24 protein-coding genes and 3 tRNA genes are annotated in these 24,416 nt (G+C 75.2%); 12 read left to right on the top strand and 15 right to left on the bottom strand.

The features are described 5' to 3' along the window. The first annotated feature begins 36 nt into the window (after window positions 1-36). Window positions 37-228, top strand: a complete 192-nt coding sequence (gene rpmB / locus K7640_RS03415) for a 50S ribosomal protein L28 (RefSeq protein ID WP_013284551.1) — start codon at window positions 37-39, stop codon at window positions 226-228. Window positions 229-441: 213 nt separating this feature from the next. On the opposite strand, the gene K7640_RS03410 is transcribed toward rpmB, so the two are convergent. Both K7640_RS03410 and K7640_RS03405 read right to left on the bottom strand, forming a co-directional pair. Beyond that, window positions 442-909 (bottom strand): GNAT family N-acetyltransferase, encoded by a 468-nt coding sequence (locus K7640_RS03410; RefSeq protein ID WP_222953209.1) that lies wholly within the window; start codon window positions 907-909, stop codon window positions 442-444. Between the two features lie 19 nt (window positions 910-928). Beyond that, window positions 929-1,867, bottom strand: coding sequence for a thiamine-phosphate kinase (locus K7640_RS03405; RefSeq protein ID WP_222953208.1), 939 nt, complete (start codon window positions 1,865-1,867; stop codon window positions 929-931). Window positions 1,868-1,990: 123 nt separating this feature from the next. On the opposite strand from K7640_RS03405, the gene K7640_RS03400 reads away from it, so the two are divergent. Both K7640_RS03400 and K7640_RS03395 read left to right on the top strand, forming a co-directional pair. Next, window positions 1,991-2,224 carry an Lrp/AsnC ligand binding domain-containing protein gene (locus K7640_RS03400; RefSeq protein WP_222953704.1) on the top strand — a complete coding sequence of 78 codons (234 nt, stop codon included), beginning with the start codon at window positions 1,991-1,993 and terminating at the stop codon, window positions 2,222-2,224. Beyond that, a complete protein-coding gene (locus K7640_RS03395) occupies window positions 2,225-2,893 on the top strand; it encodes a DUF3515 family protein (protein WP_222953207.1) in 669 nt (222 codons plus the stop codon). Window positions 2,894-3,115: 222 nt separating this feature from the next. Here the strand turns inward: K7640_RS03395 and K7640_RS03390 are convergent, their stop codons facing one another. Further along, window positions 3,116-4,210: a D-alanine--D-alanine ligase family protein gene (locus tag K7640_RS03390; protein WP_222953206.1), complete on the bottom strand. Its 1,095-nt coding sequence runs from the start codon at window positions 4,208-4,210 to the stop codon at window positions 3,116-3,118. 202 nt (window positions 4,211-4,412) lie between these two features. After that, entirely contained in the window at window positions 4,413-4,628 is a 216-nt protein-coding gene (locus K7640_RS03385) for a hypothetical protein (RefSeq protein ID WP_222953205.1), read from the bottom strand. A 291-nt stretch (window positions 4,629-4,919) separates the two neighbouring features. Here K7640_RS03385 and K7640_RS03380 point away from each other — a divergent pair, with 291 nt between their 5' ends. Together K7640_RS03380 and K7640_RS03375 are read left to right on the top strand one after the other, a co-directional pair. After that, entirely contained in the window at window positions 4,920-5,765 is an 846-nt protein-coding gene (locus K7640_RS03380) for a helix-turn-helix transcriptional regulator (protein WP_222953204.1), read from the top strand. A 4-nt stretch (window positions 5,766-5,769) separates the two neighbouring features. Next, window positions 5,770-5,970, top strand: coding sequence for a DUF397 domain-containing protein (locus K7640_RS03375; RefSeq protein ID WP_222953203.1), 201 nt, complete (start codon window positions 5,770-5,772; stop codon window positions 5,968-5,970). Window positions 5,971-5,982: 12 nt separating this feature from the next. Here the strand turns inward: K7640_RS03375 and K7640_RS03370 are convergent, their stop codons facing one another. From K7640_RS03370 to K7640_RS03350, 5 genes are all read right to left on the bottom strand, one after another. Further along, window positions 5,983-7,035 (bottom strand): ROK family protein, encoded by a 1,053-nt coding sequence (locus K7640_RS03370; RefSeq protein ID WP_222953703.1) that lies wholly within the window; start codon window positions 7,033-7,035, stop codon window positions 5,983-5,985. Window positions 7,036-7,107: 72 nt separating this feature from the next. Continuing rightward, entirely contained in the window at window positions 7,108-7,902 is a 795-nt protein-coding gene (locus K7640_RS03365) for a putative protein N(5)-glutamine methyltransferase (RefSeq protein ID WP_222953202.1), read from the bottom strand. A 169-nt stretch (window positions 7,903-8,071) separates the two neighbouring features. Next, entirely contained in the window at window positions 8,072-9,190 is a 1,119-nt protein-coding gene (locus K7640_RS03360; protein ID WP_222953201.1) for a cystathionine gamma-lyase, read from the bottom strand. A gap of 6 nt (window positions 9,191-9,196) precedes the next feature. After that, the gene (locus K7640_RS03355; RefSeq protein ID WP_222953200.1) at window positions 9,197-10,204 is read right to left on the bottom strand and encodes an NAD(P)H-dependent glycerol-3-phosphate dehydrogenase; all 1,008 of its coding nucleotides are present in this window, start codon (window positions 10,202-10,204) and stop codon (window positions 9,197-9,199) included. After that, complete coding sequence (locus K7640_RS03350) at window positions 10,201-10,941, bottom strand: 1-acyl-sn-glycerol-3-phosphate acyltransferase (RefSeq protein WP_222953199.1); 741 nt, start codon at window positions 10,939-10,941, stop codon at window positions 10,201-10,203. Before K7640_RS03350 ends, K7640_RS03355 begins: the two co-directional genes overlap by 4 nt. Window positions 10,942-11,059: 118 nt before the next feature. Between K7640_RS03350 and cofC the strand changes: the two genes are divergently transcribed. Genes cofC through K7640_RS03325 form a run of 5 tightly spaced genes read left to right on the top strand, consistent with a single transcriptional unit; the run spans window position 11,060 to window position 16,604 of the window. Beyond that, on the top strand, window positions 11,060-11,698 hold the full coding sequence (gene cofC, locus K7640_RS03345; protein WP_222953198.1) for a 2-phospho-L-lactate guanylyltransferase: 639 nt from the start codon (window positions 11,060-11,062) through the stop codon (window positions 11,696-11,698). A 23-nt stretch (window positions 11,699-11,721) separates the two neighbouring features. Next, the gene (locus K7640_RS03340; protein ID WP_222953197.1) at window positions 11,722-11,919 is read left to right on the top strand and encodes a cold-shock protein; all 198 of its coding nucleotides are present in this window, start codon (window positions 11,722-11,724) and stop codon (window positions 11,917-11,919) included. 50 nt (window positions 11,920-11,969) lie between these two features. Further along, window positions 11,970-14,198: an RNA degradosome polyphosphate kinase gene (locus tag K7640_RS03335; protein WP_222953196.1), complete on the top strand. Its 2,229-nt coding sequence runs from the start codon at window positions 11,970-11,972 to the stop codon at window positions 14,196-14,198. A 13-nt stretch (window positions 14,199-14,211) separates the two neighbouring features. Beyond that, a complete protein-coding gene (locus K7640_RS03330) occupies window positions 14,212-15,741 on the top strand; it encodes a CYTH and CHAD domain-containing protein (RefSeq protein WP_222953195.1) in 1,530 nt (509 codons plus the stop codon). Further along, window positions 15,729-16,604 carry an NUDIX hydrolase gene (locus K7640_RS03325; protein ID WP_222953194.1) on the top strand — a complete coding sequence of 292 codons (876 nt, stop codon included), beginning with the start codon at window positions 15,729-15,731 and terminating at the stop codon, window positions 16,602-16,604. The genes K7640_RS03330 and K7640_RS03325 overlap by 13 nt, the downstream gene beginning before the upstream one ends. A gap of 63 nt (window positions 16,605-16,667) precedes the next feature. Here K7640_RS03325 and K7640_RS03320 read toward each other — a convergent pair whose 3' ends face one another. Both K7640_RS03320 and K7640_RS03315 read right to left on the bottom strand, forming a co-directional pair. Continuing rightward, the gene (locus tag K7640_RS03320; RefSeq protein ID WP_222953193.1) at window positions 16,668-18,893 is read right to left on the bottom strand and encodes an endonuclease/exonuclease/phosphatase family protein; all 2,226 of its coding nucleotides are present in this window, start codon (window positions 18,891-18,893) and stop codon (window positions 16,668-16,670) included. Window positions 18,894-19,031: 138 nt separating this feature from the next. Then, window positions 19,032-19,661, bottom strand: a complete 630-nt coding sequence (locus tag K7640_RS03315) for an HU family DNA-binding protein (RefSeq protein WP_222953192.1) — start codon at window positions 19,659-19,661, stop codon at window positions 19,032-19,034. Between the two features lie 726 nt (window positions 19,662-20,387). Between K7640_RS03315 and K7640_RS03310 the strand changes: the two genes are divergently transcribed. Beyond that, complete coding sequence (locus K7640_RS03310) at window positions 20,388-21,074, top strand: IclR family transcriptional regulator (RefSeq protein ID WP_222953191.1); 687 nt, start codon at window positions 20,388-20,390, stop codon at window positions 21,072-21,074. A 144-nt stretch (window positions 21,075-21,218) separates the two neighbouring features. Here K7640_RS03310 and K7640_RS03305 read toward each other — a convergent pair. The 4 genes from K7640_RS03305 to K7640_RS03290 form a co-directional block, all read right to left on the bottom strand. Continuing rightward, window positions 21,219-21,291, bottom strand: a tRNA-Glu gene (locus K7640_RS03305). Window positions 21,292-21,635: 344 nt separating this feature from the next. Further along, window positions 21,636-21,708 (bottom strand) — tRNA-Glu (locus tag K7640_RS03300). Window positions 21,709-21,838: 130 nt separating this feature from the next. Further along, window positions 21,839-21,910, bottom strand: a tRNA-Gln gene (locus K7640_RS03295). 109 nt (window positions 21,911-22,019) lie between these two features. Then, window positions 22,020-22,820 carry a fumarylacetoacetate hydrolase family protein gene (locus K7640_RS03290; protein WP_222953190.1) on the bottom strand — a complete coding sequence of 267 codons (801 nt, stop codon included), beginning with the start codon at window positions 22,818-22,820 and terminating at the stop codon, window positions 22,020-22,022. A gap of 150 nt (window positions 22,821-22,970) precedes the next feature. On the opposite strand from K7640_RS03290, the gene K7640_RS03285 reads away from it, so the two are divergent. Then, window positions 22,971-24,404, top strand: a complete 1,434-nt coding sequence (locus K7640_RS03285; RefSeq protein ID WP_222953189.1) for a DUF4139 domain-containing protein — start codon at window positions 22,971-22,973, stop codon at window positions 24,402-24,404. Window positions 24,405-24,416 lie beyond the last annotated feature (12 nt).

The raw sequence follows: 24,416 nt of genomic DNA, 5'->3' as shown, positions 1-24,416 counted from the left end.
GCGACCTCATGAACGTTTCAATCCCAGGAGTATCCCGTGGCTAGCGTGTGCGACGTCTGTGGCAAGGGGCCGGGCTTCGGCCACAACGTGTCCCACTCGCACCGGCGGACCAACCGCCGCTGGAACCCGAACATCCAGTCGGTGCGTACCCCGGCCGGTGGCGGCACCACCAAGAAGTTGCAGGTCTGCACCTCGTGCATCAAGGCCGGCAAGGTCACCCGCGCCTGACGCGGTAGCGCCACCCAGATCAGCTCTCGTCGCAGCCGGCGGGCCCTTCGGCCCGCCGGCTGTCGTCGTGCCCGCGCCTGGTCTCGGCGACCGCGAAGAGCGGCAGGTCAGGCCCACCCCCGGACCGGACACCCCGACATGCCGCAGTTCGCGCCCACCCCGGGCCCGGACACCACGACATGCGGCAGGTCGTGCGCCCGCGGCGCCCCCCGGCTACAGGGTGCGGCCGTAGGAGAGGCAGCCCGGTTCGTCCTTGTAGTAGCCGAAGTTCGGGATCCGCTCGTAGCCGGCGGAGGTGTAGAGGCCGATCGCCTCGGGCTGCTTGTCGCCGGTCTCCAGGATCACCCGCTTGCGGCCCCGCTCCCGGGCCGACCGCTCGATCGCGGCGAGCAGCGCGCGGGCGACACCCCGTCCCCGGACCGCCGGCACCGTGTACATCCGCTTCAGCTCGGCCGCGTCGTCCGGGCCGCCGTGGCTGCGCCAGCCGCCGCAGCCGACCGGCTCGCCGGCCAGGTAGGCGACCAGGAACTCGCCGTTCGGCGGGGTGAACTCGGCCGGGTCGACCGGGGTCTCGTCCCCGTCGCCGCCGTAGCGCTCACCCAGGTCGGCCAGGGTCGCGGCGATCAGCCGTCGGGCTTCCGGCGAGTCGAAGCGCCGGGGGTGGATCTCCAGCTCAGTCACGGTGGGAAGGGTACGACCGTCAGCGGAAGTGGTCCCAACCGGCCGGGCCGTCCCAGGCCCGACCGTCCACGGTGACCCCCTCCCCCGCGTCGACCCGGCCGATCGGCCGCCAGCCCTCGGGCAGCGCCGTCCCGGCCGGGAACGTCGCCGCCAGGGCGTGGTCCTCCCCGCCGGCCAGCAACCAGGTGTACGGGTCGACGCCGAGCGCCTGCGCGGCGTCGCCCATCTGCCGGGGCACCTCGAAGGCCGCCCGGTGCACGTCCACCGCGACGCCGCTGGCCCGGGCCACGTGCCCGACGTCGGCCAGCAGCCCGTCCGAGATGTCGATCATCGAGGTGGCGCCGGCCTCGGCCGCCACCGGCCCGGCCCGGTACGGCACCTCCGGCCGGCGGTACGCCTCGACCAGCACCTTCGGGGTGCGGAACCCGCGGGACAGCACCGTGTAGCCGGCCGCCGACCAGCCGGTGCGCCCGGCCAGCGCCAGCACGTCGCCGGGCCGGGCGCCGGAGCGCACCACCGGCGGCCGGCCGCCCAGGTCGCCCAGGGCGGTGACCGCGATGGTCAGTGTCGGGCTGGCCGACATGTCCCCGCCGACCACGCTCGCCCCGATCGCGGCGGCCTCCGCGCCGAGCCCGTCGGCCAACTCTTCCGCCCAGGCCGCCGGGAGGTCCAGCGGCGCGCAGAGGGCGACCAGCAGCGCGGTGGGGGTGGCCCCCATCGCCGCGATGTCGGCCAGGTTGGCCGCCGCCGCCCGGTGCCCGACGTCACGGGCGCTCGACCAGTCCCGCCGGAAGTGCCGGCCCTCGACCAGCACGTCGGTCGACGCGGCCACCCGCCCGTCCGGCGCGGTCACCACCGCCGCGTCGTCCCCCGGCCCGAGCAGGCAGGTCGGGCCGTACGACAGCCGGGCCGTCACCCGGTCGATCAGCCCGAACTCCCCGACGCCCGTCACACTCATGTCGTCCCCTCGTCACGCTCGCTCACCGCTTCTCCTCGACCACCGATCGGGATCACGCCTGCTCCGTAAGGTAGTTTCACCCTTCGGGCCGCCAGTGAGCGGCGACGGACGGGAGGTCGAGTGGTGGTACAGGCGTACATCCTCATCCAGACCGAGGTCGGACGCGCCCGTGACGTGGCCGGCCAGATCGCGGACATCTCCGGCGTGGCACGCGTCGACGCCGTCACCGGGCCGTACGACGTGGTGGTGCTCACCGAGGCCAACACCGTCGACGAGCTGGGCAAACTCATTGTCAGCAAGGTGCAGATGGTGCCCGGCATCACCCGTACCCTGACCTGTTCGGTGGTGCGCCTCTAAGTGGACGAGAACACCTCCTCCCGCGCCGTGGCGGGCCGGGACCGGCCGGACGACGCGGCCGGGACCGACGGCACCGGCGGCGCTCCGGCGACCGACCGGCCGGCCACGGACCGGACGAACCGGCGCGCCGCGCTGATCGCCACCCTGGTCGCCGTGCCGGTCACCGCGCTGGTGGCGGCGCTCGCGCTGGCCAGGCTCGCCCCCGCCGAACCGGCCGCCGCGCCGAGCCCGACCCCGCCCCGGCCCCAGTCCACCGCACCGGTCGAGATGGCCGCCCCGGCGCTGGCCGCCCGCCCGGCGACGGTCTGCCGCGCGCTGATCTCCCAACTGCCGGACACCGTCCGCGACCTGTCGCAGCGGCCGGTCACCGCCGGTCCGGAGCAGAACGCCGCGTACGGCGATCCCGCGCTAACCGTGGCCTGCGGCGGGGCGGCGCCGAGCTTCCCGGCCACCGACGAGGTCTGGGTGGTGGACAAGGTCTGCTGGTATCCGGCGAAGCAGCCGGACGGCTCGACGGTGCTCACCTCGGTCGACCGCGAGGTGCCGGTCGCGCTGACCGTGCCCGGCGCGTACGACAGCGCGTTGCAGTGGCTCCCGCCGTTCTCCGACACGGTGGTGGCCACCGTCCCGTCGGCCAAGTCCATCCCCGCCGGCTGCGCCCGCGGCTGACCCCGCCCCAGGCACCCCCAGCACCCACATGCCCCTGGGCACCCCGGTGCCCCGCGCCGCCAGTCACCCCGGCGTCCCCGGGCGACAACTTCAGGGAAGTTGTCGCTTCGCACGCCGCCGAGGCGACAACTTCCCCGAAGTTGTCGGCTCGCGCTGGCCCGCTCGGCTCGCGGCGGCCGTCCGGCTCGCGCTAACCCGCAGGGAACGGCGGACCGGCGGGGGTCAGCGGCCGGCGCGGCGGAGGGCGGTGCGGATGAGGCGGCTGACCAGCTTCGGGTATTCCAGGCCGGAGGCGGCCCACATCCGCGGGAACATCGACGTCGGGGTGAAGCCCGGCATGGTGTTGATCTCGTTGAGGTAGACGTCCAGCTCCGGGGTGACGAAGAAGTCGGCCCGGGCCAGGCCCGAGCAGTCCAGCGCGGTGAACGCCCGGGTGGCGTAGTCCCGGACCTGCCGGGTGACCTGCTCGGGCAGGTTCGCCGGGATGTCGTACTCGCAGGCGTCGTCGATGTACTTGGCCTCGAAGTCGTACCAGTCGTGGCCGCTGACGACCCGGACCTCGGCCAGCACCGACGCCTCGGGCGCGCCGCCGGCCTCGCCCTCCAGCACGCCGCACTCGATCTCCCGGCCGACGATCGCCCCCTCGACCAGCACCTTGGTGTCGATCTCGCGGGCGGTGGCGACCGCCGCGTCGAGCTGGGCCCAGTCGTCGACCTTGGTGATGCCGAACGACGAGCCGGCCCGGGACGGCTTGACGAAGACGGGCAGGCCGAGCCGCTCCTTGTCCTCCTCGGTCAGCGTCATCCCGGTGCGCAGCACCACGTACGGGCCGACCGGGATGCCCTCGGCGGCGCAGAGCTTCTTGGTGAATTCCTTGTCCATCGCGGCGGCCGAGGCGAAGACGTTCGCCCCCACGTACGGGATGTCGGCCATCTCCAGCATGCCCTGGATGGTGCCGTCCTCGCCGTACGCGCCGTGCAGCACCGGGAAGACCACGTCGACGTCGGCGAGCGCGCGGGGGCCCTGCGTCGGGTCGAGCACCAGCAGGCCGCTCGCGGTGGGGTCGGCGCGCAGCACCAGTTCGGCGCCGGAACCGGCGGTGATCTCCGGCAGCTTGCGGTCGGCGATGGCCAGCTCGGCCGGGTCGCCGCTGGCCAGCACCCACTGCCCCTGGCGGGTGATGCCCACCGGCACCACCTCGTACTCGTCCGGGTCCAGCGCGCCCAGCACGCTGCCCGCGCTGACGCAGGAGATGCCGTGCTCGGGGCTGCGGCCGCCGAAGACGATCGCCACACGGGTCTTGCCTGGGGTGGTCACTGGGGTCACCTCTTCGCTCGCGGCTGCGGCTGGCCGTGCTCGCCGATGGCGCTCACCCGGTTGACCTTACTGTGCGTGGCGAAGGCCGGCTGGGGATACCCGGTGAGAACGAGCATGCCTGGCAATCGGTCAATGACCGATATACCGAGCGTAACCGGACGGGGTGGCCCGGGGCGTGCTGACCCCGGGCCGGTGGATCGGCTCAGCCCTCCCGGCGCCGCCCGACGGCGATCACCTTGACCCGCTGCCGGCCGGCGCGGACCATGCCCAGCGCCATGAACGCCCCGGCGATCCGGTCGGCCGCCTCCCGGCTGCTGGCGCCGACCACCTGGCGGCGCCGCTCGGGGCAGGCCCGCTCGTTACGGCCGTGGCCGTCGAACGGGCGGACGTCGGTGAGCACCACCAGGAACCGGGTCATCGCGCACCGCCCGGTCCGTTCCACCGCGGCTCAGCAGACATGCCGGCCCCGCCCGCGGGTGGTGGTCCTCATCCCAGCTCCTCCCGGTCCGGACGTGGCACGCGGCGATCGAGTCCGGGGGACCAACCCGACCGCCGCGCGCCCCATCCCCTCCCGTCGCTCACCTCCGCCGTCGACACGACAACCGGCGGTGAGGACGTGGTGACAGATTGACAGGTGCCCACGCATGAATGCAACTCTCATCGACGTTCTCTCATGCCCAATTTCCCACCGATGTGCGACCATCGATGCATGGCACCGAAGACCGCACGGGCCCGACGGCTGGGGATCGCCCTACGCACCCACCGCGAGGCCGCCGGCCTCACCCTCGAGGCCGCCGCCGACGAGATCAACAGCACCCGGAGCACGCTGTCCCGGTACGAGAACGCGCAGACCCTGGTCAGCCCGGCCACCGTGCGCGCCCTGCTCACCCTCTACGGCGTCGGCAACGACGAGGTGGCGGCGGCGGTGCAGCTGGCCAAGGACGCCCGCAAGCCCGGCTGGTGGGTCTCGTACTCGTACCTGCTCGACCGGCGCACCATCGACTTCATCGCGCTGGAGGCCGAGGCCACCGGGATCGCCAACTTCGAACCCTGCGTGGTGCCCGGCCTGTTGCAGACCGCGGACTACATCCGGGGGGTCATGCGCGGCGGCCCGCACACCCTCGGCGACGAGCAGGTGGAGCAGCGGGTGCACCTGCGGTTGGACCGGCAGCAGCGGCTCTCCGGCGACGAACCGCCGATCTTCGACGCGATCATCGACGAGGCGGCCCTGCTGCGTCCGGTGGGCGACCGGACGGTGATGGACGGGCAGCTACGGCACCTGCTGAAGATGACCGAGCTGCCCAACATCACCGTTCAGGTGATCCCGCTGAGCGCCGGATACCACCGGGGCACCCGGGGGTCGCTGCACATCCTGGAGTTCGCCGACCCGGAGGACCCGATCATCGCCTCGGTGGAGACGGTGGCCGGGCAGATGGTCCTCGACCGGCCGGGTGACCTGCGCACCTGCACCAAGATCATGGAGCATCTCCGGACCGTCGCGCTGACACCGGCGGCGAGTCGGGACCAGCTCCACCACCTCCTGAAGGGACGGTAGGACCATGACCCCGACGATCGGCGCGGCGCTGGCCGTGGCCCGGTGGCGCAAGAGCAGCCACAGCGGCGACGAGGGCGCCTGCGTGGAGCTGGCCGCCCTGCCCGGCACGGTCGCCGTACGCGACTCGAAGGATCCGGCCGGGCCGGTCCTGCTCTTCCCGCCCGCCGCCTGGGCCGCCTTCGCCGGCGCACCGCCTCGCCGCTGACCGGCCGGCGCCTCAGCCGCCGACCAGCGACCGGGGCGCCGGCACCGCGCGCAGCGCCTCCGCCGCCGCGATGGCCACCCCCCGCGCGCCGGCCATGTCCCGCTCCGGGACCAGGGCGAAGGTGGCCACCTCGGCCTGCTCGTCCCGGAGCACGGTGTGCTCGCGGACGGTGGCGAGGAACCAGTCGCGGAACTCCGGCGCCGCCTCCACCACGCCGCCACCCACGAAGTACGCGTGCGGGTCGGTGAAGTTGGCCGCGATGGTGAACAGCCGGCCCAGCGCCATCGCCTGCTGGGCGAAGAGCTCCCGGGCCAGCGCGTCGCCGCGCTCGCCGTACCCCCGGACCAGCTTCGCGGCCCGCGCCGGCGTCTCGCCGGCCAGCGGGTGCCCGGGGTGCCGGCCCAGCCAGTACGGCAGCAGGTTGCGCTCGATCGCGGTCAGCGACGCCACGCTCTCCGCGTCGCCGGAGAAGCCGCAGGCGCACGTCGGGACCGGCTGGCCGGCGCCGAGCAGGCCGGTGAGCGGGATGTGCACGTGGCCGAACTCGCCGGCCATGCCCGCCGCGCCGGTGACCACCCGCCCGTTCTCGATCACCCCGCCACCGAGGCCGGTGCCGACGATCGCGGCGACGGAGGAGCGGCGCAGCGCGTCGGCTCCGAAGTGGACGTGGTGGGCGTAGAGCGCCGCCGCGTTGCCGTCGTTGTGATAGACCACCGGCAGGCCGAGTCGCCCCGCCAGCGCGCCGCGCACGTCGAAGCCGCGCCAGTCGGGGTGGACGAAGTTCGTGGAGCCCCGGGAGGAGATCACCCCGGCGGCGCTCGCCGGGCCGGGGGTGTCCAGCCCGACCGCGCGCACCAGCTCCCGGGGCACCCCGGTGAGCGCCAGCACGTTGTCGAACGCCCGGGCCAGCGCCGCGACGGCGGCGTCCGGCCCGGCGCGCACCTCGCTCGGGATCTCCACCAGCCCGTCGACCAGGAACCGGCCGTCGAGCGTCAGCACGGTGGCGTTGTTGGCGGTGCCGCCGTTGTCCAGCCCGACCACCACCGGCACACCCACGCTGCCCACCACGCCACCGCCTCCCACCGCGAACCGCCTGACGTGAGGCTAGTTCGCCGTCGGCCGTACCGCCACGGCTGGTCAGCCGCGCCGGCGGCCGGTGACCGCGACGGCGCCGGCCTCCTCGTCCCGGACCACGGTGGGCGCCAGACCGCACCCGTCCAGCACCGCGCAGAGCGTCGCGGCCTGCGCGCCGCTCGACTCGACCACCAACTGGCCACCGGGCCGCAGCCAGTGGGCCGCGCCGGCGGCCACCCGGCGCAGCACGGACAGCCCGTCCGGCCCGCCGTCGAGCGCCACCGGCGCCTCGTACAGCCGCGCCTCGGGCGGCAGCAGCGCCACCGCCGCCGTCGGGACGTACGGGGCGTTCGCCACCACCAGGTCCAACCGGCCCCGCCAGGTCCGCGGCAGGGGGTCGAAGAGATCCCCCTCGTACACCGGCACCCCCGGCCCGGCCAGGTTGCGCCGGGCGCAGGCCACGGCCGCCGGGTCGACGTCCACCGCCGCCGCCCACCGCGGCGCGACCAGCGGCACCAGGGCCAGCGTCGCGGCGCCCGTGCCGCAGCACAGCTCGACCATCGCCGGCCCCGGCGCGGTCAGCCGGGCCGCGGTCGCCACCAGCAGGGCGGTCCGCCGGCGGGGCACGAACACCCCCGGGTCGACGGCGACCCGCAGGCCGCAGAACTCGGCCCAGCCCAGTACGTGTTCCAGCGGGTGACCGGCGAGGCGACGCTCGACCAGCCCGGCCAGCGCCTCGGCCGAGCCGGCGGCGGCGGCGATCAGGAGCTCCGCCTCGTCCTCGGCGAAGACGCAGCCGGCGGCGCGCAGCCGGCGGACGAGGGCGGCACGGTCAGGGTGGGGTGCGACAGATGTCATGGGAACCTCCGGGAACGCTCGTCGGCGCTCCCGGGGCCGCTATCGCGACCCGGATCCGGGAGGGAGCGCCGGTCCTGCTGTCGGGCGGATCGGACTCACCTCCTCCGGTCGGGGCCCCGGTTGCGGGACCGCCGTCACGATAACCCGGCGCGGCGTTCCGGACGCACCCTCAGGCCGGGCCGGCGGCGTCGAGCGCGGCGACGATGTCGGCCACCAGGTCGGCCGGGTCCTCCACCCCGCAGGAGAGCCGGACGAAACCGGGCGGGGTGTCGTCGCCCCACTGGGCGCGCCGGTCGGCGGTGGTGTGCACGCCGCCGAAGGAGGTGGCCGCGTTGACCAGCCGGGCCGCGTCGAGGAACCGGGCGACCCGGTCGGCGCTGCCGAGGTCGAAGGCGAGCACGCCGGGCACCCGACGCATCTGCGCCGAGGCCACCGGGTGGGCCGGATCGTCGGGCAGCCCGGGCCAGCGCAGCCCGGTCACGTCGGCGCGGCCGGCGAGGGCCCGGGCGACCGCCTCGGCGTTGCCCGTCTGCCGGGCCAGCCGCAGGTCGAGGGTGGCCAGCGAGCGGTGCGCCAGCCACGCGTCGAACGCCCCGGGCACCGCCCCGGTGACGGTACGCCACGACGCCAGCGGGTCGAGCAGCTCCGCCGACCGGGTGGCGACGTAGCCGAGCAGCAGGTCCGAGTGGCCGGTCAGCGCCTTGGTGCCGGAGGCGACCACCAGGTCCGCGCCGAGGTCCAGCGGGCGCTGCCCGAGCGGCGTGGCGGTGGTGTTGTCGACCGCGACCAGCGCGCCGGCGGCGTGCGCCCGGGCGGTCAGCTCCCGCAGGTCGACGACGTCCAGCCCGGGATTCGCCGGTGTCTCCACCAGCACCAGCCGCACCCCGTCCAGGGACGGGTACGGCCCGGCGGTGGGCACGAACCGCACGTGCACCCCGATGCCGGCCAGGGTGTCGGTGGCGAAGGCGCGCACCGGGAAGTAGCCGTCCGCCGGGAGCAGCACGGTGTCCCCCGGTCGCAGCAGGGCCAGCAGCACCCCGGTGATCGCCGCCTGCCCGCTGGCGAAGACCCGGCAGTCGCCCCCCTCCAGCTCCCCGATCGCGGCCTCCAGCAGCCGCCGGGTCGGATTGTCCGGACGGCCGTAGCCGTTCGCCGCCGCCTCCGGCCCCCGCCACGGGTCCAGGTGGTACGGGGCGGCCAGCACCGGCCCGGGCAGGAACGGCTCCCCCGGCACCGGGTCGGGCAGCCCCGCCCGCACGCACCGGGTTCCGTCGCGGTAGTCGCTCATCGCCACCTACTCGTACGACTCGGGCTTGGCGGTCCGGCTCATCAGGGCGTCCCCGGCGAGCCGCGGGTCCATCCCCTCGTGGCAGATCCGCTCGATCTGCTCGGTGATCGGCATCTCCACCCCGTGCGCGCGGGCCAGGTCCCGGATGGCCAGGCAGCTCTTCACGCCCTCGGCGGTCTGCCGGGTGGCCGCCTGGGCCTGCTCCAGCGTCTCGCCGCGGCCCAGGTGCTCGCCGAAGGTGCGGTTTCGGGCCAGCGGCGACGAGCAGGAGGCGACCAGGTCGCCCATGCCGGCCAGGCCGGCGAAGGTGATCGGGTCGGCGCCGAGCGCCACGCCCAGCCGGGCGGTCTCGGCCAGCCCGCGGGTCATCAGCATCGCCCGGGTGTTGTCGCCGAAGCCCATCGCGGTGGCGATCCCGTACGCCAGGGCGATCACGTTCTTCACCGCGCCGCCCAGCTCGCAACCGATCACGTCGTCGTTGGTGTACGGCCGGAAGTAGGCCGTCCGGATCGACGACTGGACCAGCGCGGCGCGCCGGGAGTCGGTGCCGGCGACCACTGTCGCGGCCGGCTGCTCGGCGGCGATCTCCGGGGCGATGTTGGGGCCGGAGACCACCACCACCCGGTCCGCGGGGACCCCGGCGGTCTCCACGATCACCTCGCTCATCCGTTTGGTGGTGCCCAGCTCGATCCCCTTCATCAGGGAGACCAGGGTCGAGTCCGGGTGCAGGTGCGGGGTCCACTCGGCCAGGTTGCCGCGCAGCGTCTGCGACGGCACCGCCAGCACCACCAGCTCGGCGCCGGTTATCGCCGCCGCCGCGTCGTCGGTGGCGTCGACCCGGTCCGGCAGCACCAGTTCCGGCAGGTACTCCGGGTTGCGCCGCTGCGTGCGCATCACCTCCGCCACCGGCGCCCGCCGGGCCCAGACCGTCACGTCCCGCCCCGCGTCGGCGAGGATCTTGGCGAACGCGGTGCCCCACGAGCCCGCTCCGAGCACCGCCACATGTCCGCTCACGCTGCCGCCTCCGGGCGTTGGTCACTGGGTCGGTTCCGGCTCGGGCGTTCCCACAGGGGTGGGGGTGTGCCGCCCCGGATCTCGGCGAGCATGTCCCGCAGCCGCAGCATGATCGCCTCGGTCATCTCGTCCAGGGTGGCCCGGCTCGGGGTCGCCCCGGCCCACCGGCTCAGGTCGACCGGCGGGCCGGCCACCACGGTGACCGGGATCCGCGGCCGCAGGCTCAACCGGCTGGTACGCGGGTCGAAGATCTTCTCCGGCCCCCACATGGCCACCGGGATCACCGGCGCGCCGGTGGCCAGCGCGAGCCGGGCCGCCCCGGTCTTGCCCTTCATCGGCCACAGGTCGGGATGCCGGGTGGTGGTGCCCTCCGGGTAGATCACCACCGCACCCCCCTCGGCCAGGGCGGCGACCAGCTTGTCCAGCGACTTGACGGCGTCGACGGTGCCCCGCTCGACCGGGATCTGCTTGCACCGGTGCAGGATCCAGCCGATCACCGGCACCCGGAAGACGCTGGCCTTGCCGAGGAACTGCGGCCAGCGTCCGGAGTCGTAGACGAAGTGGGCGGAGACCAGCGGGTCGGCGTGCGAGAGGTGGTTGGGCACGATGATGATCCCGCCGGGGGTGTCGCGCAGCTGTTCCATCCCGCGCCAGGTGCGCCGGGTCCAGACGGTCATCACGGGCTTGACCAGCACCACGGCGAACCGTCGCCAGAATCCCAGGCTGCGCCGTGCCACCCTGCCTCCTCGTCGCCCACGCGTCCGCACCCGTGCCGCGGTCCGCTGGGAAATCATGCCTGCTCGCCCCGGGTACGGCCAGTGAGGGTACCTTCGCCTGCTGGCAGGATGTGATGCCGTGTCTCAGCCGACCTGGACCGTGGTGGTGCCGGTGAAGCGCCTCGACGCGGCGAAGAGCCGACTGCGGGGGGCCCTGCCCGGCGTACCGCACGACGCGCTGGCGCTGGCGCTGGCGGCCGACACGGTCCGCGCGGTGCGCGCCTGCCCGCTGGTCACCGCGGTGCTGGTGGTCACCGCGGATCCCCGGGCCGGGGCGGAGCTGGCCGAACTCGGGGCCCGGGTGGTGCCGGACCTGCCGGACGCCGGCCTGAACGCCGCGTTCCGGCACGGCGCGGCGGCGGCCGGCGACGGCACCGGGGTGGCCGGGATCACGGCGGACCTGCCGGCGCTGCGCCCGGCCGAGCTGGCGCAGGCGCTGGCCGCCGCACAGGCCGGACCGCCGGGGGTACGCCGCTTCGTCGCCGACGCCCCGGGCACCGGCACGGTGCTGCTGGCCGCGCCGCGGGGCGTACCCCTGGATCCGCGCTTCGGGGGCGGCTCGGCGGCGGCGCACGCGGCCAGCGGGGCGCTGCCGCTGGCCGGCGCCGGGCCGTCGCTGCGCCGGGACGTGGACACCGCCGCCGACCTGGCCACGGCGGCCCGGATCGGGCTGGGCCCGGCCAGCGCCGCGCTGGTCGCCACGGCGCGGGCCGGCTGACCCCACCGGTGTACGGTGCTGGCATGCAGGGCACGGTGGCCAGCTATGACGCGCAGACCCGCAGCGGCCTGCTGCTCCTCGACGACGGCACGGAGCTGCCCTTCCCCACCCGGGCGTTCGACGCCTCCGGGCTGCGGCTGCTCCGGCTCGGCCAGCGGGTCCGGGTGGAGACCGACGAACAGGGCGCGGTGACCCGGGTGACGTTGCCGACGATGGCATGATCCGGGCCAAGTTCATTTTGCGTTAACCCGGATCGGGTGATTATGGGCGGGTGAGCACCCCTCGCAAGCACCCCGCCGGCCAGCCGTCCGCCACCGACGATCCGCCCGCCGCCGAGCCGCGCAACGGCGCCCGCAGCCGCGCGGCCGACTCCGCCGGCCTGGAGGAGGTGCTGGACGCGGGCACCCCCACCGGCGACGAGCCGCCGGCGACCGACCCGCTGCCGGAGGACCGCTTCCTCAACCGGGAGCTGTCCTGGCTCGACTTCAACGCCCGGGTGCTGGCACTGGCCGAGGACCCGGGCACCCCGCTGCTGGAGCGGGCGAAGTTCCTGGCCATCTTCGCCAGCAACCTCGACGAGTTCTACATGGTCCGGGTCGCCGGGCTCAAGCGTCGCCTCCAGGCCGGCCTGCCGGTCCGCGGCGGCGACCGGATGCCGCTGCGCACCCAGCTCGAACGGATCGGCGAGCGGGCCGCCGACCTGGTCGCCCGGCACGCCGCCTGCTTCGTCGACGACGTGCAGCCCAAGCTGGCCGCCGAGGGCGTGCAGATCGTGCGCTGGGCCGACCTGGAGAACCCGGAGCGGGAGCGGCTGCGCACCTGGTTCCGCGGGCACATCTTCCCGGTGCTCACCCCGCTCGCCGTCGACCCGGCGCACCCGTTCCCGTACATCTCGGGGCGGTCGCTGAACCTGGCGGTGGCGGTCCGTGACCCGGACGGCGGGGCGGAGCTGTTCGCCCGGGTCAAGGTGCCCAACAACGTGCCCCGCTTCGTCCGGGTGGACCAGGACCGCCCGGGAGTCCGGTTCCTGCCGGTGGAGGAGCTGATCTCCGTACACCTCGGGCAGCTCTTCTCCGGGATGCGGGTGGTGGAGTGCCACCTGTTCCGGGTCACCCGCAACGCGGAGGTGGAGGTCGACGAGGACCGGGACGAGGACCTGCTCCAGGCCCTGGAGCGGGAGCTGGCCCGGCGCCGGTTCGGCCCGCCGGTGCGGCTGGAGGTGGCCGCCTCCATCTCCGACCACATGCTGGAGCTGCTGGTCCGCGAGCTGGACATGGACGCGCACGACGTGCTGCGGGTGCGCGGCCTGCTCGACCTCTCCGCGCTCTGGCAGGTGTACGGCGCGGCGGACCGCCCGGAGCTGAAGGACAAGCCGTTCGTGCCGGCCACCCACCCCCGGCTCACCGAGGGCGAGGTGCCACGCAGCGTCTTCGCCACCCTGCGCGACGGCGACGTGCTGGTGCACCACCCGTACCACTCGTTCGCCACCAGCGTGCAGCGCTTCATCGAGCAGGCCGCGGCCGACCCGAACGTGCTGGCCATCAAGCAGACCCTGTACCGCACCAGCGGCGACTCCCCGATCGTCGACGCGCTCGTCGACGCGGCCGCCGCCGGCAAGCAGGTGGTGGTGCTGGTGGAGCTGAAGGCCCGCTTCGACGAGGTGGCCAACATCGGCTGGGCGCGCACCCTGGAACGCGCCGGCTGCCACGTGGTCTACGGCCTGGTGGGGCTCAAGACGCACTGCAAGACCGCCCTGGTGGTCCGCCAGGAGGGCAACCAGATCCGGCGCTACTGCCACATCGGCACCGGCAACTACCACCCGAAGACCGCCCGGCTCTATGAGGACTTCGGCATGCTCACCGCCGACCCGGAGATCGGCGCCGACCTGACCGACCTGTTCAACGTGCTCACCGGCTACAGCCGGCAGACCGCGTACCGGCGGCTGCTGGTGGCGCCGCAGGGCATCCGCAGCGGCCTGATCGAACGGATCGAACGGGAGATCGAGCACGTCCGGCTCGGCATGCCGGGGCTGGTGCAGTTCAAGGTGAACGCGCTGGTCGACGAGGAGATCACCGACGCGCTCTACCGGGCGTCCCGGGCCGGTGTCCACGTCGACCTGCTGATCCGGGGCATGTGCACGCTGCGCCCCGGGGTGCCCGGCCTGTCGGAGAACATCCGGGTGCGTTCGATCCTCGGCCGGTTCCTGGAGCACTCCCGGGTCTTCCGGTTCGGCAACAACGGCGAGGCGGAGTTCTGGATGGGCTCCGCCGACCTGATGCACCGCAACCTCGACCGGCGGGTGGAGGCGCTGGTGCAGGTCAGCGACCCGGTCGCCCGGGCCGAGCTGGACCGCGTGCTCAGCTGCGCGATGGGCCCGGAGGTGGACGCCTTCGAACTGGCCGGCGACGGCACGTGGACCCGGCGGACGGGCACCGAGGACGCCCCGCTGGTGCACCTCCAGGAGACGCTGCTGCGCCGCGTCGGCGGCACGGCCGGCTGAGCGGGAGGACGGGATGGTCGAGGAGGAACGCAAGTACGCGGTGCCGGACGATTTCGTCCTGCCCGACCTGTCCGGCGTCGCGCCCGCCGGTGGCACGGTGGTGGCCGCCGACCCGGTGACCCTGGTGGCCGGCTACCGGGACACCGCCGACCTGCGGCTGGCCCGCTCGGGCGTCTCGCTGCGCCACCGCGCCGGCGACGAGCCGCCCTGGACGGTGAAGCTGCCGACGGACTCCCCCGGGCTGCGGCACGAGATCTCCCGGCCCGGCCCGGCCGGTGACCCGCCGGCCGAGCTGGCCGAGCTGGTCACCGTCTTCGCCCGCGGCGCCCCGCTGGCCCCGGTCGTCACGGTACGCACCGAGCGGCACGCGTACGAGGTGCGCGACGGCGACGGCCGGGTGCTCGCCGAACTGGTCGACGACCGGGTGACCGTGCGCGACCCGGCCGGGCGGACCACCGACGCGTTCCGCGAGCTGGAGGTGGAGCGCAAGGGCGGCGACCGGGCGCTGCTGGACCGGATCGGCACGGTGCTCACCGGTGCCGGTGCCCGGGGCGGGGAGTTCGTGCCGAAGCACATACGGGCGCTCGGCGGGGCCGCCCTGGGCGAGCCGGACCTGGTGCCACCGGGCGGGCTGCCGGCGAAGCCGACCGCCGGTGCGGTGGTGACCGAGGCGATCCGCGACGACGTGGCCCGGCTGCTCGCGCACGATCCGCTGGTGCGGCTGCGCGCCCCGGTCGGCGACGACGACACCGCCGTACACCAGATGCGGGTCGGCTGCCGGCGGCTGCGCAGCGACCTGCGCACGTTCCGCCCGCTGCTGCGGCCCGGCTGGGCCCGCCCGCTGCGGGCCGAGCTGAAGTGGCTGGGTGAGGTGCTCGGCGCGGCCCGGGACGTGGAGGTGCTGCGGGACCGGCTGCGGCGCACCGCCGCGGCCGACCCGACCTGCCCGGTGGACCCGGCGGCGGTGGACCGGCTGGACGCGGCCCTCGCCGGCCGGCAGGAGGCGGCGCTGGCCGCCGTGGACGAGGCGCTGCGCTCCCCGCGCTACCTGGCGCTGGTCGACGCGCTGGTGCTGGCCGCCCGGGCGCCCCGGCTGACCCCGAAGGCGGACCGGCCGGCGCGCCGGGTGCTGCCCCGGCTGGTCGCCCGGCCGTGGCGCAAGCTGGCCGGCGGGGCGGCCGACGGCGGGGCGGCGGCGCTGGAACCGCTCGGGCCGGACGAGCGCTGGCACGCCGTCCGCAAGCGGGCCAAGCAGGCCCGGTACGCCGCCGGCGCGGCGACCCCGGTGGTCGGCCGGGACGCCCGCAAGCTGGCCAGGGCGCTGGCCCGGATCCAGGACCTGCTCGGCGAGCACCAGGACGCCGCGGTCGCCGGCCGGACCTGGGTGGCGCTGGCCGGGCAGCGCCCGGACGACCACCGGCTGGCGGTGGCGGCGGGCCGGCTGCTGGAACGGGAACGCCAGTCCGTGCGCCGCGCCCGCGCCGAGTTCCCGGCCGCCTGGCGGCGGGCCAGCCGGCGGCGCCGGACGCGATGGCTGCCGTGACCGGGATCCGGGCGGCCGGCGGAGTGGTCTGGCGGCCGGCCGGCCCGGCGGTCGAGGTCTGCCTGATCCACCGTCCCCGCTACGGCGACTGGTCGCTGCCGAAGGGCAAGCTGGACCGCGGCGAGCACCCGCTGCTCGCCGCGGTCCGCGAGGTCGCCGAGGAGACCGACGTCCGGGCGGTGCCGCAGGTCCGCCTCCCCGCCGCGCACTACCGCAGCGAGGGACGCCCCAAAGTGGTCGACCACTGGTCGATGCGGGCGGTCGCGGCGGGCGGCTTCCAGCCGGACACCGAGGTCGACGAGGTCCGCTGGCTGCCCGTCGACGACGCGGCCCGGCTGGTCAGCTATCCGCACGACGCCGAGGTGCTCGCCGCGTTCGCGGCGCTGCCGCCGGTCACCGCGACGATGGTGCTGGTGCGGCACGCGCACGCCGGCAAGCGGGGCACCTGGACCGGCCCCGACCACGGCCGGCCGCTGGACGGGCCGGGCTGGGCCCAGGCGCAGGCCCTGGCCGGCCTGGTCGCCGTGGTCCGCCCGGTACGCCTGCTCGCCGCCTCGGCGCGGCGCTGCGTGCAGACCCTCGACCCGGCCGCCGCGCTGCTGGACCTGCCCATCGAGGTCTGCGGCGACCTGGACGAGCCGCGGCCCGGCCAGCAGACCGACGAGTGCGCGCTCGCCGCGGCGGCCCGGCTGACCGACCTCGCCGTGGCCGGCGACCCGGTCGCGGTGTGCAGCCAGGGCAAGGTGATCCCGGGCCTGCTGGAGCACCTCACCGGCCGGCCCGGCGACTTCACCACCCCGAAGGGCGGCGGCTGGCTGCTCGCCTTCACCGGCGACCGCCTCCTCGCCGCCGACCGCCTGTAAGGAGGGTGCCCTTGTTAACGCCTCCGGTAGAGCAGGGGCCCCCTGTTAACACCCGCCGACCGGTCAGGGGAGGCTGAGCGTCACCGCGACCGGCAGGTGGTCGCTGGCCACGCTGCGCGGGGCGGCCACCTCGCCCGGGGCGAGCCCAGCGGTGACGAATACGTGGTCGATCTGGGTACGCGGGTCGTCGGCCGGGCTGGTCGGCAGCGGCCGGGCCGAGGCCAGGGCGTCCACCAGACCGACCCGGGTGAACTCGGCGAACGCGGGGTCACCCGGCTCGGTGTTCAGGTCGCCGCCGAGCACCAGCGGCCGGCCGGCCGCGTACCGGAGGGCGAAGTCGGCCACCTCGCGGGCCTGGGCCACCGGGCCGGCGCCGGGCGGCGGTTGCAGGTGGGTGGCGACGACGGCGACGTCCCGGCCGCCGACGTCCAGGGTGACACCGAGCGCCTGCGCCCCGGTGGGCGCGCCGTGCGCGGCCAGCGGCCGGGTCCGGCCGGACCGCACCGGGTGCCGGCTCAGCACCGCGTCACCCCAGACCGGATCGGCGGCGGGCGCGAAGACGTACGGCAGTCGCAGCCGGCCGGCCAGCAGGGCGAGGGTGTCGTGGCCGCCGTTGAGCAACCAGCCCCGGTCCACCTCGCTGAGCAGCACCACGTCGGGCCGGGCACCGCTGACCGTACGCGCCACCGCGTCCAGGTCCAGCCGTCCGTCCAGCCCGAACCCCATCCGTACGTTGTAGGCCACCACCCGCAGGCTCGACGGCGCCGCGGCGGCGGTCGCGGGAGCGGCCACCGGCCGGTGCACCACGCCCGCCAGGGCGGTCAGCAGCACCAGCACCGCCGCCGTCCCCCAGCGGGCCGACCGGGACAGGACCGGGACGGACGGGGCCGGACCGGTGGCCGCGACGGCGCCCACCAGCACGGCCAGCCCGACCGGCGCCCAGCCGTTCGGATAACCGATGTCGTAGGCCGCGTAGTAGCCGACCGCGGCGACCGCGAAGAGCAGCATCCCGCGGACAGCCGCCCGACCGCGGCCCGGGTCGCCGCCACCCGGCCCGGTGTCGGCCGGACCGGTGTCCGCCGGGCCCGGGTTCGCCGGGCCGGTTTCGGCCGGGCCGGTTTCGGCCGGGCCGGTTTCGGCCGGGCCCGGGTTCGCCGGGCCGGTTTCGGCCGGGCCCGGGTTAGCCGGGCCAGTGGCCGCCGGGCCGGCGGGCCGGTGTGCGGCGGTGTCGGTGAGGCCGAGGCAGCCACCCAGGCCGGCGGCGGCGAGCAGGATCGCGGCTACCAGCCACCCGGGCCGGCCGGCCGCGAAGAGCACCGCGCCGGCGACCAGCGCGACCGGCCAGAGCGGACGGGCCAGCCAGCGCGGTGCCCGGAGGAACGCGGCGGCCAGGAACAGCGCGACCGCCACCGCCGGCAGGATCGGGACGACACCGGCCGGCGGACGGGCCAGCCCGGGGAAGTCCGCCGAGCCGTGCCGGTAGGACAGGGCGGCGTTCCACAGCGCCGGGGCGAGCGCCAACTGGCCGGCCAGCAGCAGCGCCGGACCGAACACCAGCCAGGCCCGCCGGCCGGCCGCCGTCGCGGTCGAACCGGCGTCACCGGCTCGCACCACGGCCGGCAGCGCGGTCCCGGCCGGGGACGGCTCGGTCCCGTCCGGAAGGCCCGCCACGGCCGGTGCAGCTGTCCCGCCCGAAAGGCCGTCCGGCTCGGTCCCACCGGAGCAGCCGGCCGGGGACGGCTCGGTCCCGCCGGAGGGGACGGCCGGGGACGGCCGGGTGGCGGTCCACACCGCAGCCGTCAGGAACGCTGCCACCAGCAGAACGCTGCCCACCCAGGCCGCCGGGCCACCTCGCCAGACCAGATCCTCGGTGGCGAGCAGGGCGTGGCCGACGGCGGCGGCGGCGAGCCCGAGGGCCAGTCCGGCGACCGGCCGGTCCACGACGGCGGCGCTCGCGGCGAGCCACACCAGGCCGGCGAGCAGCCCCGTACAGGCCAACCAGAGCTGCGCCCGCCCGCCGGGGGCCGCCGTCAGGGCCAGCCGGACGGCTGCGAGCACCACGGCGGCGACCAGGCCCACCGGCCGCGCACCGAGCCGGCGTACGAGGGTGGGGGCGGCGAGGGCGAGGACGAACCAGCCGAGGGCGAAGCCGCCGAGGAGTTCCGCCGGGGTCTCCGCCGCCCGGCCGAAGATGGTGATGATCGACGGCAGCCAGACCCGCAGTACGTCCAGCAGGATGACGACGCCCAGGGCGAGCAGGACGGTGGTGCGGTGGCGGGGGTGACGCACCGGCGCCCCCTTCTCGTGACCGGGCGGGGTGTTCGGCACGAGGATTGTGCCGGGCACCCGGTTTCCGGTCAACGGCGATGGGCGTAGCACGACGAGGGCGCCCACCGCGAACGGTGGGCGCCCTCGTGGGCCGTACGGTCAGCGCCGGCTGGTGGTCTTCTTCGCCGGCGCCTTCTTCGCGGGTGCCTTCTTGGCGGCCGTGGTCTTCTTGGCCGTCGTCGTCTTCTTGGCCGCGGTGGTCTTCTTCGCCGGTGCGGCCTTCTTCGTGGCGGTGGTCTTGGTAGCCTTCGCCGCCGTGGTCTTCTTGGCGGCGGTCTTCTTGGCCGTCGCCGTGGCGGTGGTGGTCTTCTTGGCGGCGGTGGTCTTCTTCGCCGCGGTCGCCTTGGTGCCGGCCGCCTTCGTGCCGGTCGCCTTGGCACCGGCGGCCTTGGCGCCGGTCGCCTTGGCACCCGCCGCGGCGGTCTTCTTCGCGGGGGCGGCGGCCTTGGGCACCTTGCCGCTGGCCACCATCTCCTTGAAACCGGCACCCGCGCGGAAGGTCGGGACGGAGGTCTTCTTGACCTTCACCGCCTCGCCGGTCCGTGGGTTGCGCGCTGTTCGGGCGCCTCGGACACGCTTTTCGAACGCTCCGAAACCGGTGATCGCCACCTTCTCGCCCTTGGTGACCGCCGCCTGGACCTCAGCGAGTACCGCGTCGAGCGCGGCCGTCGCCGTTTTCCGGTCCCCCAGGCGAACGGCGAGCGCCTCGATGAGCTCGGCCTTGTTCACGACTTCCTCCCAATTGTGCAACTGACTCGACGCGAGCCATTCTGCGCGCACGGTATGCCCTGTGCTGCCGGGACACAAACATTCGGTGGAAAAAAGCCCTTGTGTCGCAACGGATTCACCCGCCCCGGCGCGCCCGTCGGGGCGGAAACCGAGGCGCGACCGGGCGTCCGGGCCGCCCCGGGGGCGGAAACGCCCGCCGTAACGGGCCTTCCGGCCACCGGGCGGGCCGGTCCACAGTCGTCCGGTGCGAGCCTTTCCACCGACCCGCCCGGCCGGCGCCGGCCCCGCCGCGGAAGGCCCGCCGCCGGCCGCCGCGACCCCGCCCGGATTACCGATCCGACGGCCGCCAAGGGGTACGGCAATCGCGCATCCGAATCCCGGCATCGCCATCGTTGAATGCGCTGCATGCGCCGGGACGACTTCGACGGGAGCGGCGGAAGGCGCGCCCCGCATTAACAGGTCCACAAAGGACTACTATTATTGTCGATGCGCGGCGGTCGGGACCGCCGGAGCGGGAGCGGCGGCGGCCGGCTCGCGGGTTCATGCGCCACGCCAGGTGAGCGGCGCCGTGGACCGGAGCCGTCGACACCCGAACGGCCCCCGTCGACCGGAGCCGGCGACACCCGGCCGGTGACGGCGACGACCCACCCGGCGGACCGTGACGCCGCTCCCAACATCTGGACTTCCTAGATTCTGGGAGGTAAGTTTCGGCCCGTGGGACACAGCATGAGCGGAGTCGGCGTCCTCGACAAGGCGGTGGTCATCCTGGCCGCCTGCGTCGACGGCGCCAGCCTGGCCGAACTCGTCGAACGCACCAAGCTGCCGCGGGCCACCGCGCACCGGCTGGCCCAGGCGCTGGAGATCCACCGCATGCTCGTACGGGACACCCAGGGACGCTGGCGTCCCGGCCCGCGCCTCGGCGAACTCGCCAACGCCGCACCGGACGTACTGCTGACGGCGGCCGAGCCGCTGCTCGCCGCGCTGCGCGACGCGACCGGGGAGAGCGCGCAGCTCTATCTGCGCCGGGCCGACGAGCGGATCTGCGTGGCCGCCGCCGAACGGGCCAGCGGCCTGCGGGACACCGTGCCGGTCGGCTCGGTGCTGCCCATGACGGCGGGGTCCGCGGCGCAGATCCTGCTCGCCTGGGAACCGCCGGAGGCCGTCATGCCGCTGCTGCCCCGGTCGAAGTTCACCGGCCGCACCCTCGCCGAGGTACGCCGCCGCGGCTGGGCCCAGAGCGTGGCCGAGCGGGAGGCCGGCGTGGCCAGCGTTTCGGCCCCCATCCGGGACCGGACCGGCCGGGTGATCGCCGCGATCAGCGTCTCCGGGCCGATCGAGCGGCTGGGCCGCCGGCCCGGCGAACGGCACGCCATGGCCGTCGTCCGCGCCGGCCAACGCCTTTCCGGCCTCTGACCCCTACCCCTCCCACCCGAGGCTCGCCGGCGTCGATCAGGAGGTCGCCGGGGACGGAGGACCCACCCACCGACCTCATGGGCGGGTGGGGGTGGGGACGTGAAAACGGCCCGCCCCACGGGGTGGGACGGGCCGTCGGTGCTGTAGCCCCGACCGGATTCGAACCGGCGCTACCGCCTTGAGAGGGCGGCGTCCTGGGCCGCTAGACGACGGGGCCAGAACTTTTCCTGCTTCACCGCCCTGTCGGACGGTGCGGCAGTAGTCTAACCGCATCCGGCCCACCCCCGGCCGTTGGGGTCGCCGCGCGCCCGCAACGATCGGCCGCCGGGGTGGCCGCGCGGCGATTGGCTCCGGGTGGCCGCGCGGCGCGACGATCGGCGCTCGGCGCCACCCAGCGCACCCCGACATCGCAACCGGTCCGGGGACAGCTGGAACCCGGGGTGTTAACAGGGGGCCCCGCCTCTACCGGAGGCGTTAACAAGGGCACCCTCCTTACACCCCCACCCCACCCCGGACGCGAAGAAGCCCGTCTCACCGGGGTGAGACGGGCTGTCAGCGCTGTAGCCCCGACCGGATTCGAACCGGCGCTACCGCCTTGAGAGGGCGGCGTCCTGGGCCGCTAGACGACGGGGCCAGAACAATGCTTCCCCGACCCTGCCGGGCGGGGAAGCTGCACTCTATCAGAGATCAACTCCGCCCCTCGCGGGCCGGAGCCGAACTCGGAAGAATCCAGCGACCGGAGGCTCTCGCGAACCTCGGTAGCGCTGGGGTACCAGGACTCGAACCTAGACTAACTGAACCAGAATCAGTCGGGCTGCCAATTACCCCATACCCCATCGGCACCTTACGGCGCCGGGAAGAAACATTACCCTCCCGGCACCGGTGCGCCAAATCGGGCCCCCGAAACCGCCCCTGACCAGCGGGTTCAGGCCCCGATGCGTGTCATCAGACCGGAACCACCGGGTTGGTCAGCTCCCCGATGCCCTCGATCCGGACGGTGACCGTATCCCCGTCCACGAGCGGGCTAACCCCGGCCGGCGTGCCGGTCAGCACCACATCACCCGGCAGCAGCGTCATCACGTGCGAGATGTACGACACCAGCGCCGGCACGTCGAAGACCATGTCCTTGGTCCGGCCGAGCTGGCGCACCTCCATCTCGTCCGGCTTCGGGCCCACCTCGCAGCGGATCTCCAGGTCCCGCACGTCCAGGCCGGTGGTGATCCACGGACCGATCGGGCAGAACGAGTCGAAGCCCTTGGCCCGCGTCCACTGCCCGTCGGAGCGCTGGAGGTCCCGCGCCGTCACGTCGTTGGCGCAGGTGTAACCGAAGATGGCCCGCTCGGCGGCGGCCCGGTCGGCCCGGCGCGCACCCGGCGCGCCGATCACCACGGCCAGCTCCGCCTCGTGCTCCACCTGCTGGGAGAAGATCGGCAGTCGGATGGCGTCCCGGGGCCCGATCACCGAGGTCGAGGGCTTGAGGAACAGCAGCGGCTCCTTCGGCACCTCGCTGCCGTGCTCGGCGGCGTGCTCGGCGTAGTTGCGACCGACGCAGACCACCTTGCTGGGCAGGATCGGCGAGAGCAGCCGGACGTCCGACAGCGCCCACCGGGCCCCGCTGAACTGGACGGTCCCGAACGGGTGGCCCTCGATCTCGGCAATGGTCAGCCCCTGGGGGCCCGCCTCCGGCTCCCCCTCGACGACCCCGAACGACATTCCCTTGGCATGAGCGAAACGAGCGATACGCACCAGCTCAATCTAGCTCCCCGCGGGCGTGCCGGTGGACAGCCGTGATCCGGCGCACCCTACGCCGACCGCCGGCCGCCGGGGCGGGAATCGCCACTTCGTACCCGCACGACGTGGCCCCGCCCCTAGCGTCGGCTGCGGAGGTTCGTTCGCATGCCTGCATCGAGACGACACCACAGGGCCCTCGCAGTGCTCGTCAACTGCCTGGGCGTCCTGGCCGCCGTACCGGTGGCCCACCAGTCGGCGCCCGCGCCGGTCGCGGCCGCCGCGCCGATACCGACACCGGCGGCGCCGGCCGGGGCGGCCCCGGCCGGCACCGAACCGGCGCCGGGGGCGACGGAGGGGGCGACGGAGGCGGCGCCGACCGGGACCGAGGCGGCGCCCACCTTCCCGGCCCCGGCCGCGCCCGGCTCCGCGCCGGCGGTGCCGCCTCGGCCGCTGGTCCGGGCGATCGCCCCGGGGGCGGTCACGGTGGCGGTGAGCCCGGCCGGCACGCCGGCGCCGGCCTACCGGATCGAGGTCCGCAACACCAGCGGCACGGCGGTACCGGCCACGGTCCGCCAGGAGCTGCCCAACGGCACGCACGCCACCACGGTCACCAACGGCGGCCAGGCCACCCGGTCCGCCGGGCCCGCCACGCCGGGCGAGATCACCTGGCAGCTCACCCTGCCGGCGGGCAGCACCACGACGCTGAACACCGCGCTCTCCACCACCGCGCCCGGGCGGCCGGTCACCGCACCGGTCTGCGCGCTCAGCGAGGACGCCGGCCAGCCGTACGACTGCGCGACCGCGACCTGGGCGGGCGCGGCGGTGCCCGCCGCCACGGTGACCGCGGCGCCGGTCTGGCGGCGTACGCCGGTGCTGCTCGCCGCCGCCACCGCGGCGCTGGTGATCACCGCGGGCGCGCTGTGGTGGTGGCAGCTCGGCCGGCGCCGCCGGGCGACCCCGCCCCCGCCCGGCCCCGCCCCGACCCGGCTCGCCTCCGGCCTGCCGCCGCCGGGCGGCGGGGCGCTGCGCGGCAGCCTCTACCCGCAGCCGGCCGCACCGGCCGGGCGGCGCGGTCGGCCACCGGTCTGGCTGGTGGTCGGGGTGGCCGCGGTGGTCCTCGCCGGGGTGGTCGGGGCGGCGGCCTGGACCGCCACCCAGCGGGTGGCCGGGATCGACACGCAGAAGCAGCCGACCAGCGGCGGCTGGGTGGGGCGGACGGTAAACGGCGAGGTCGGCGTGCCGCTGCGGGAGGCGGCGTTCGAGTTCACCGTCTACCGGGTGGCCTGCGCGCCGGCCGCGACGGCGGTGAGCGACCGGGCCTGCGAGGCGACCGTGGGGCTGCGCAACCTGACCCCGGAGGTGCAGACCTGGCACGGCCAGCTCCAGCGGGCGTACCTGCCGGACGGCAACTGGGTGAGCGCGGACGAGTCCGCCACCCGGGCGGCCAACCGGGGGCGGGACGTCTTCGCCGAGCCGGTCGCGGCGGGCAGCCGGCGGGTGCTGCCGGTGGTGTTCACGGTGAACGGCACGGACCCGCCGAAACATCTCGAACTGCGCAGCGGGGTCTTCTCCGCCGGCGTCCGGGTGGACGTGCCCTGATCGGCGGGCGGG

Origin of the sequence: Micromonospora sp. PLK6-60, assembly GCF_019890675.1 — a bacterium.
GTDB lineage: Bacteria > Actinomycetota > Actinomycetes > Mycobacteriales > Micromonosporaceae > Micromonospora.
Note: the sequence above shows the minus strand (reverse complement) of the source record. Positions and strands in the feature narration are given on the sequence as shown.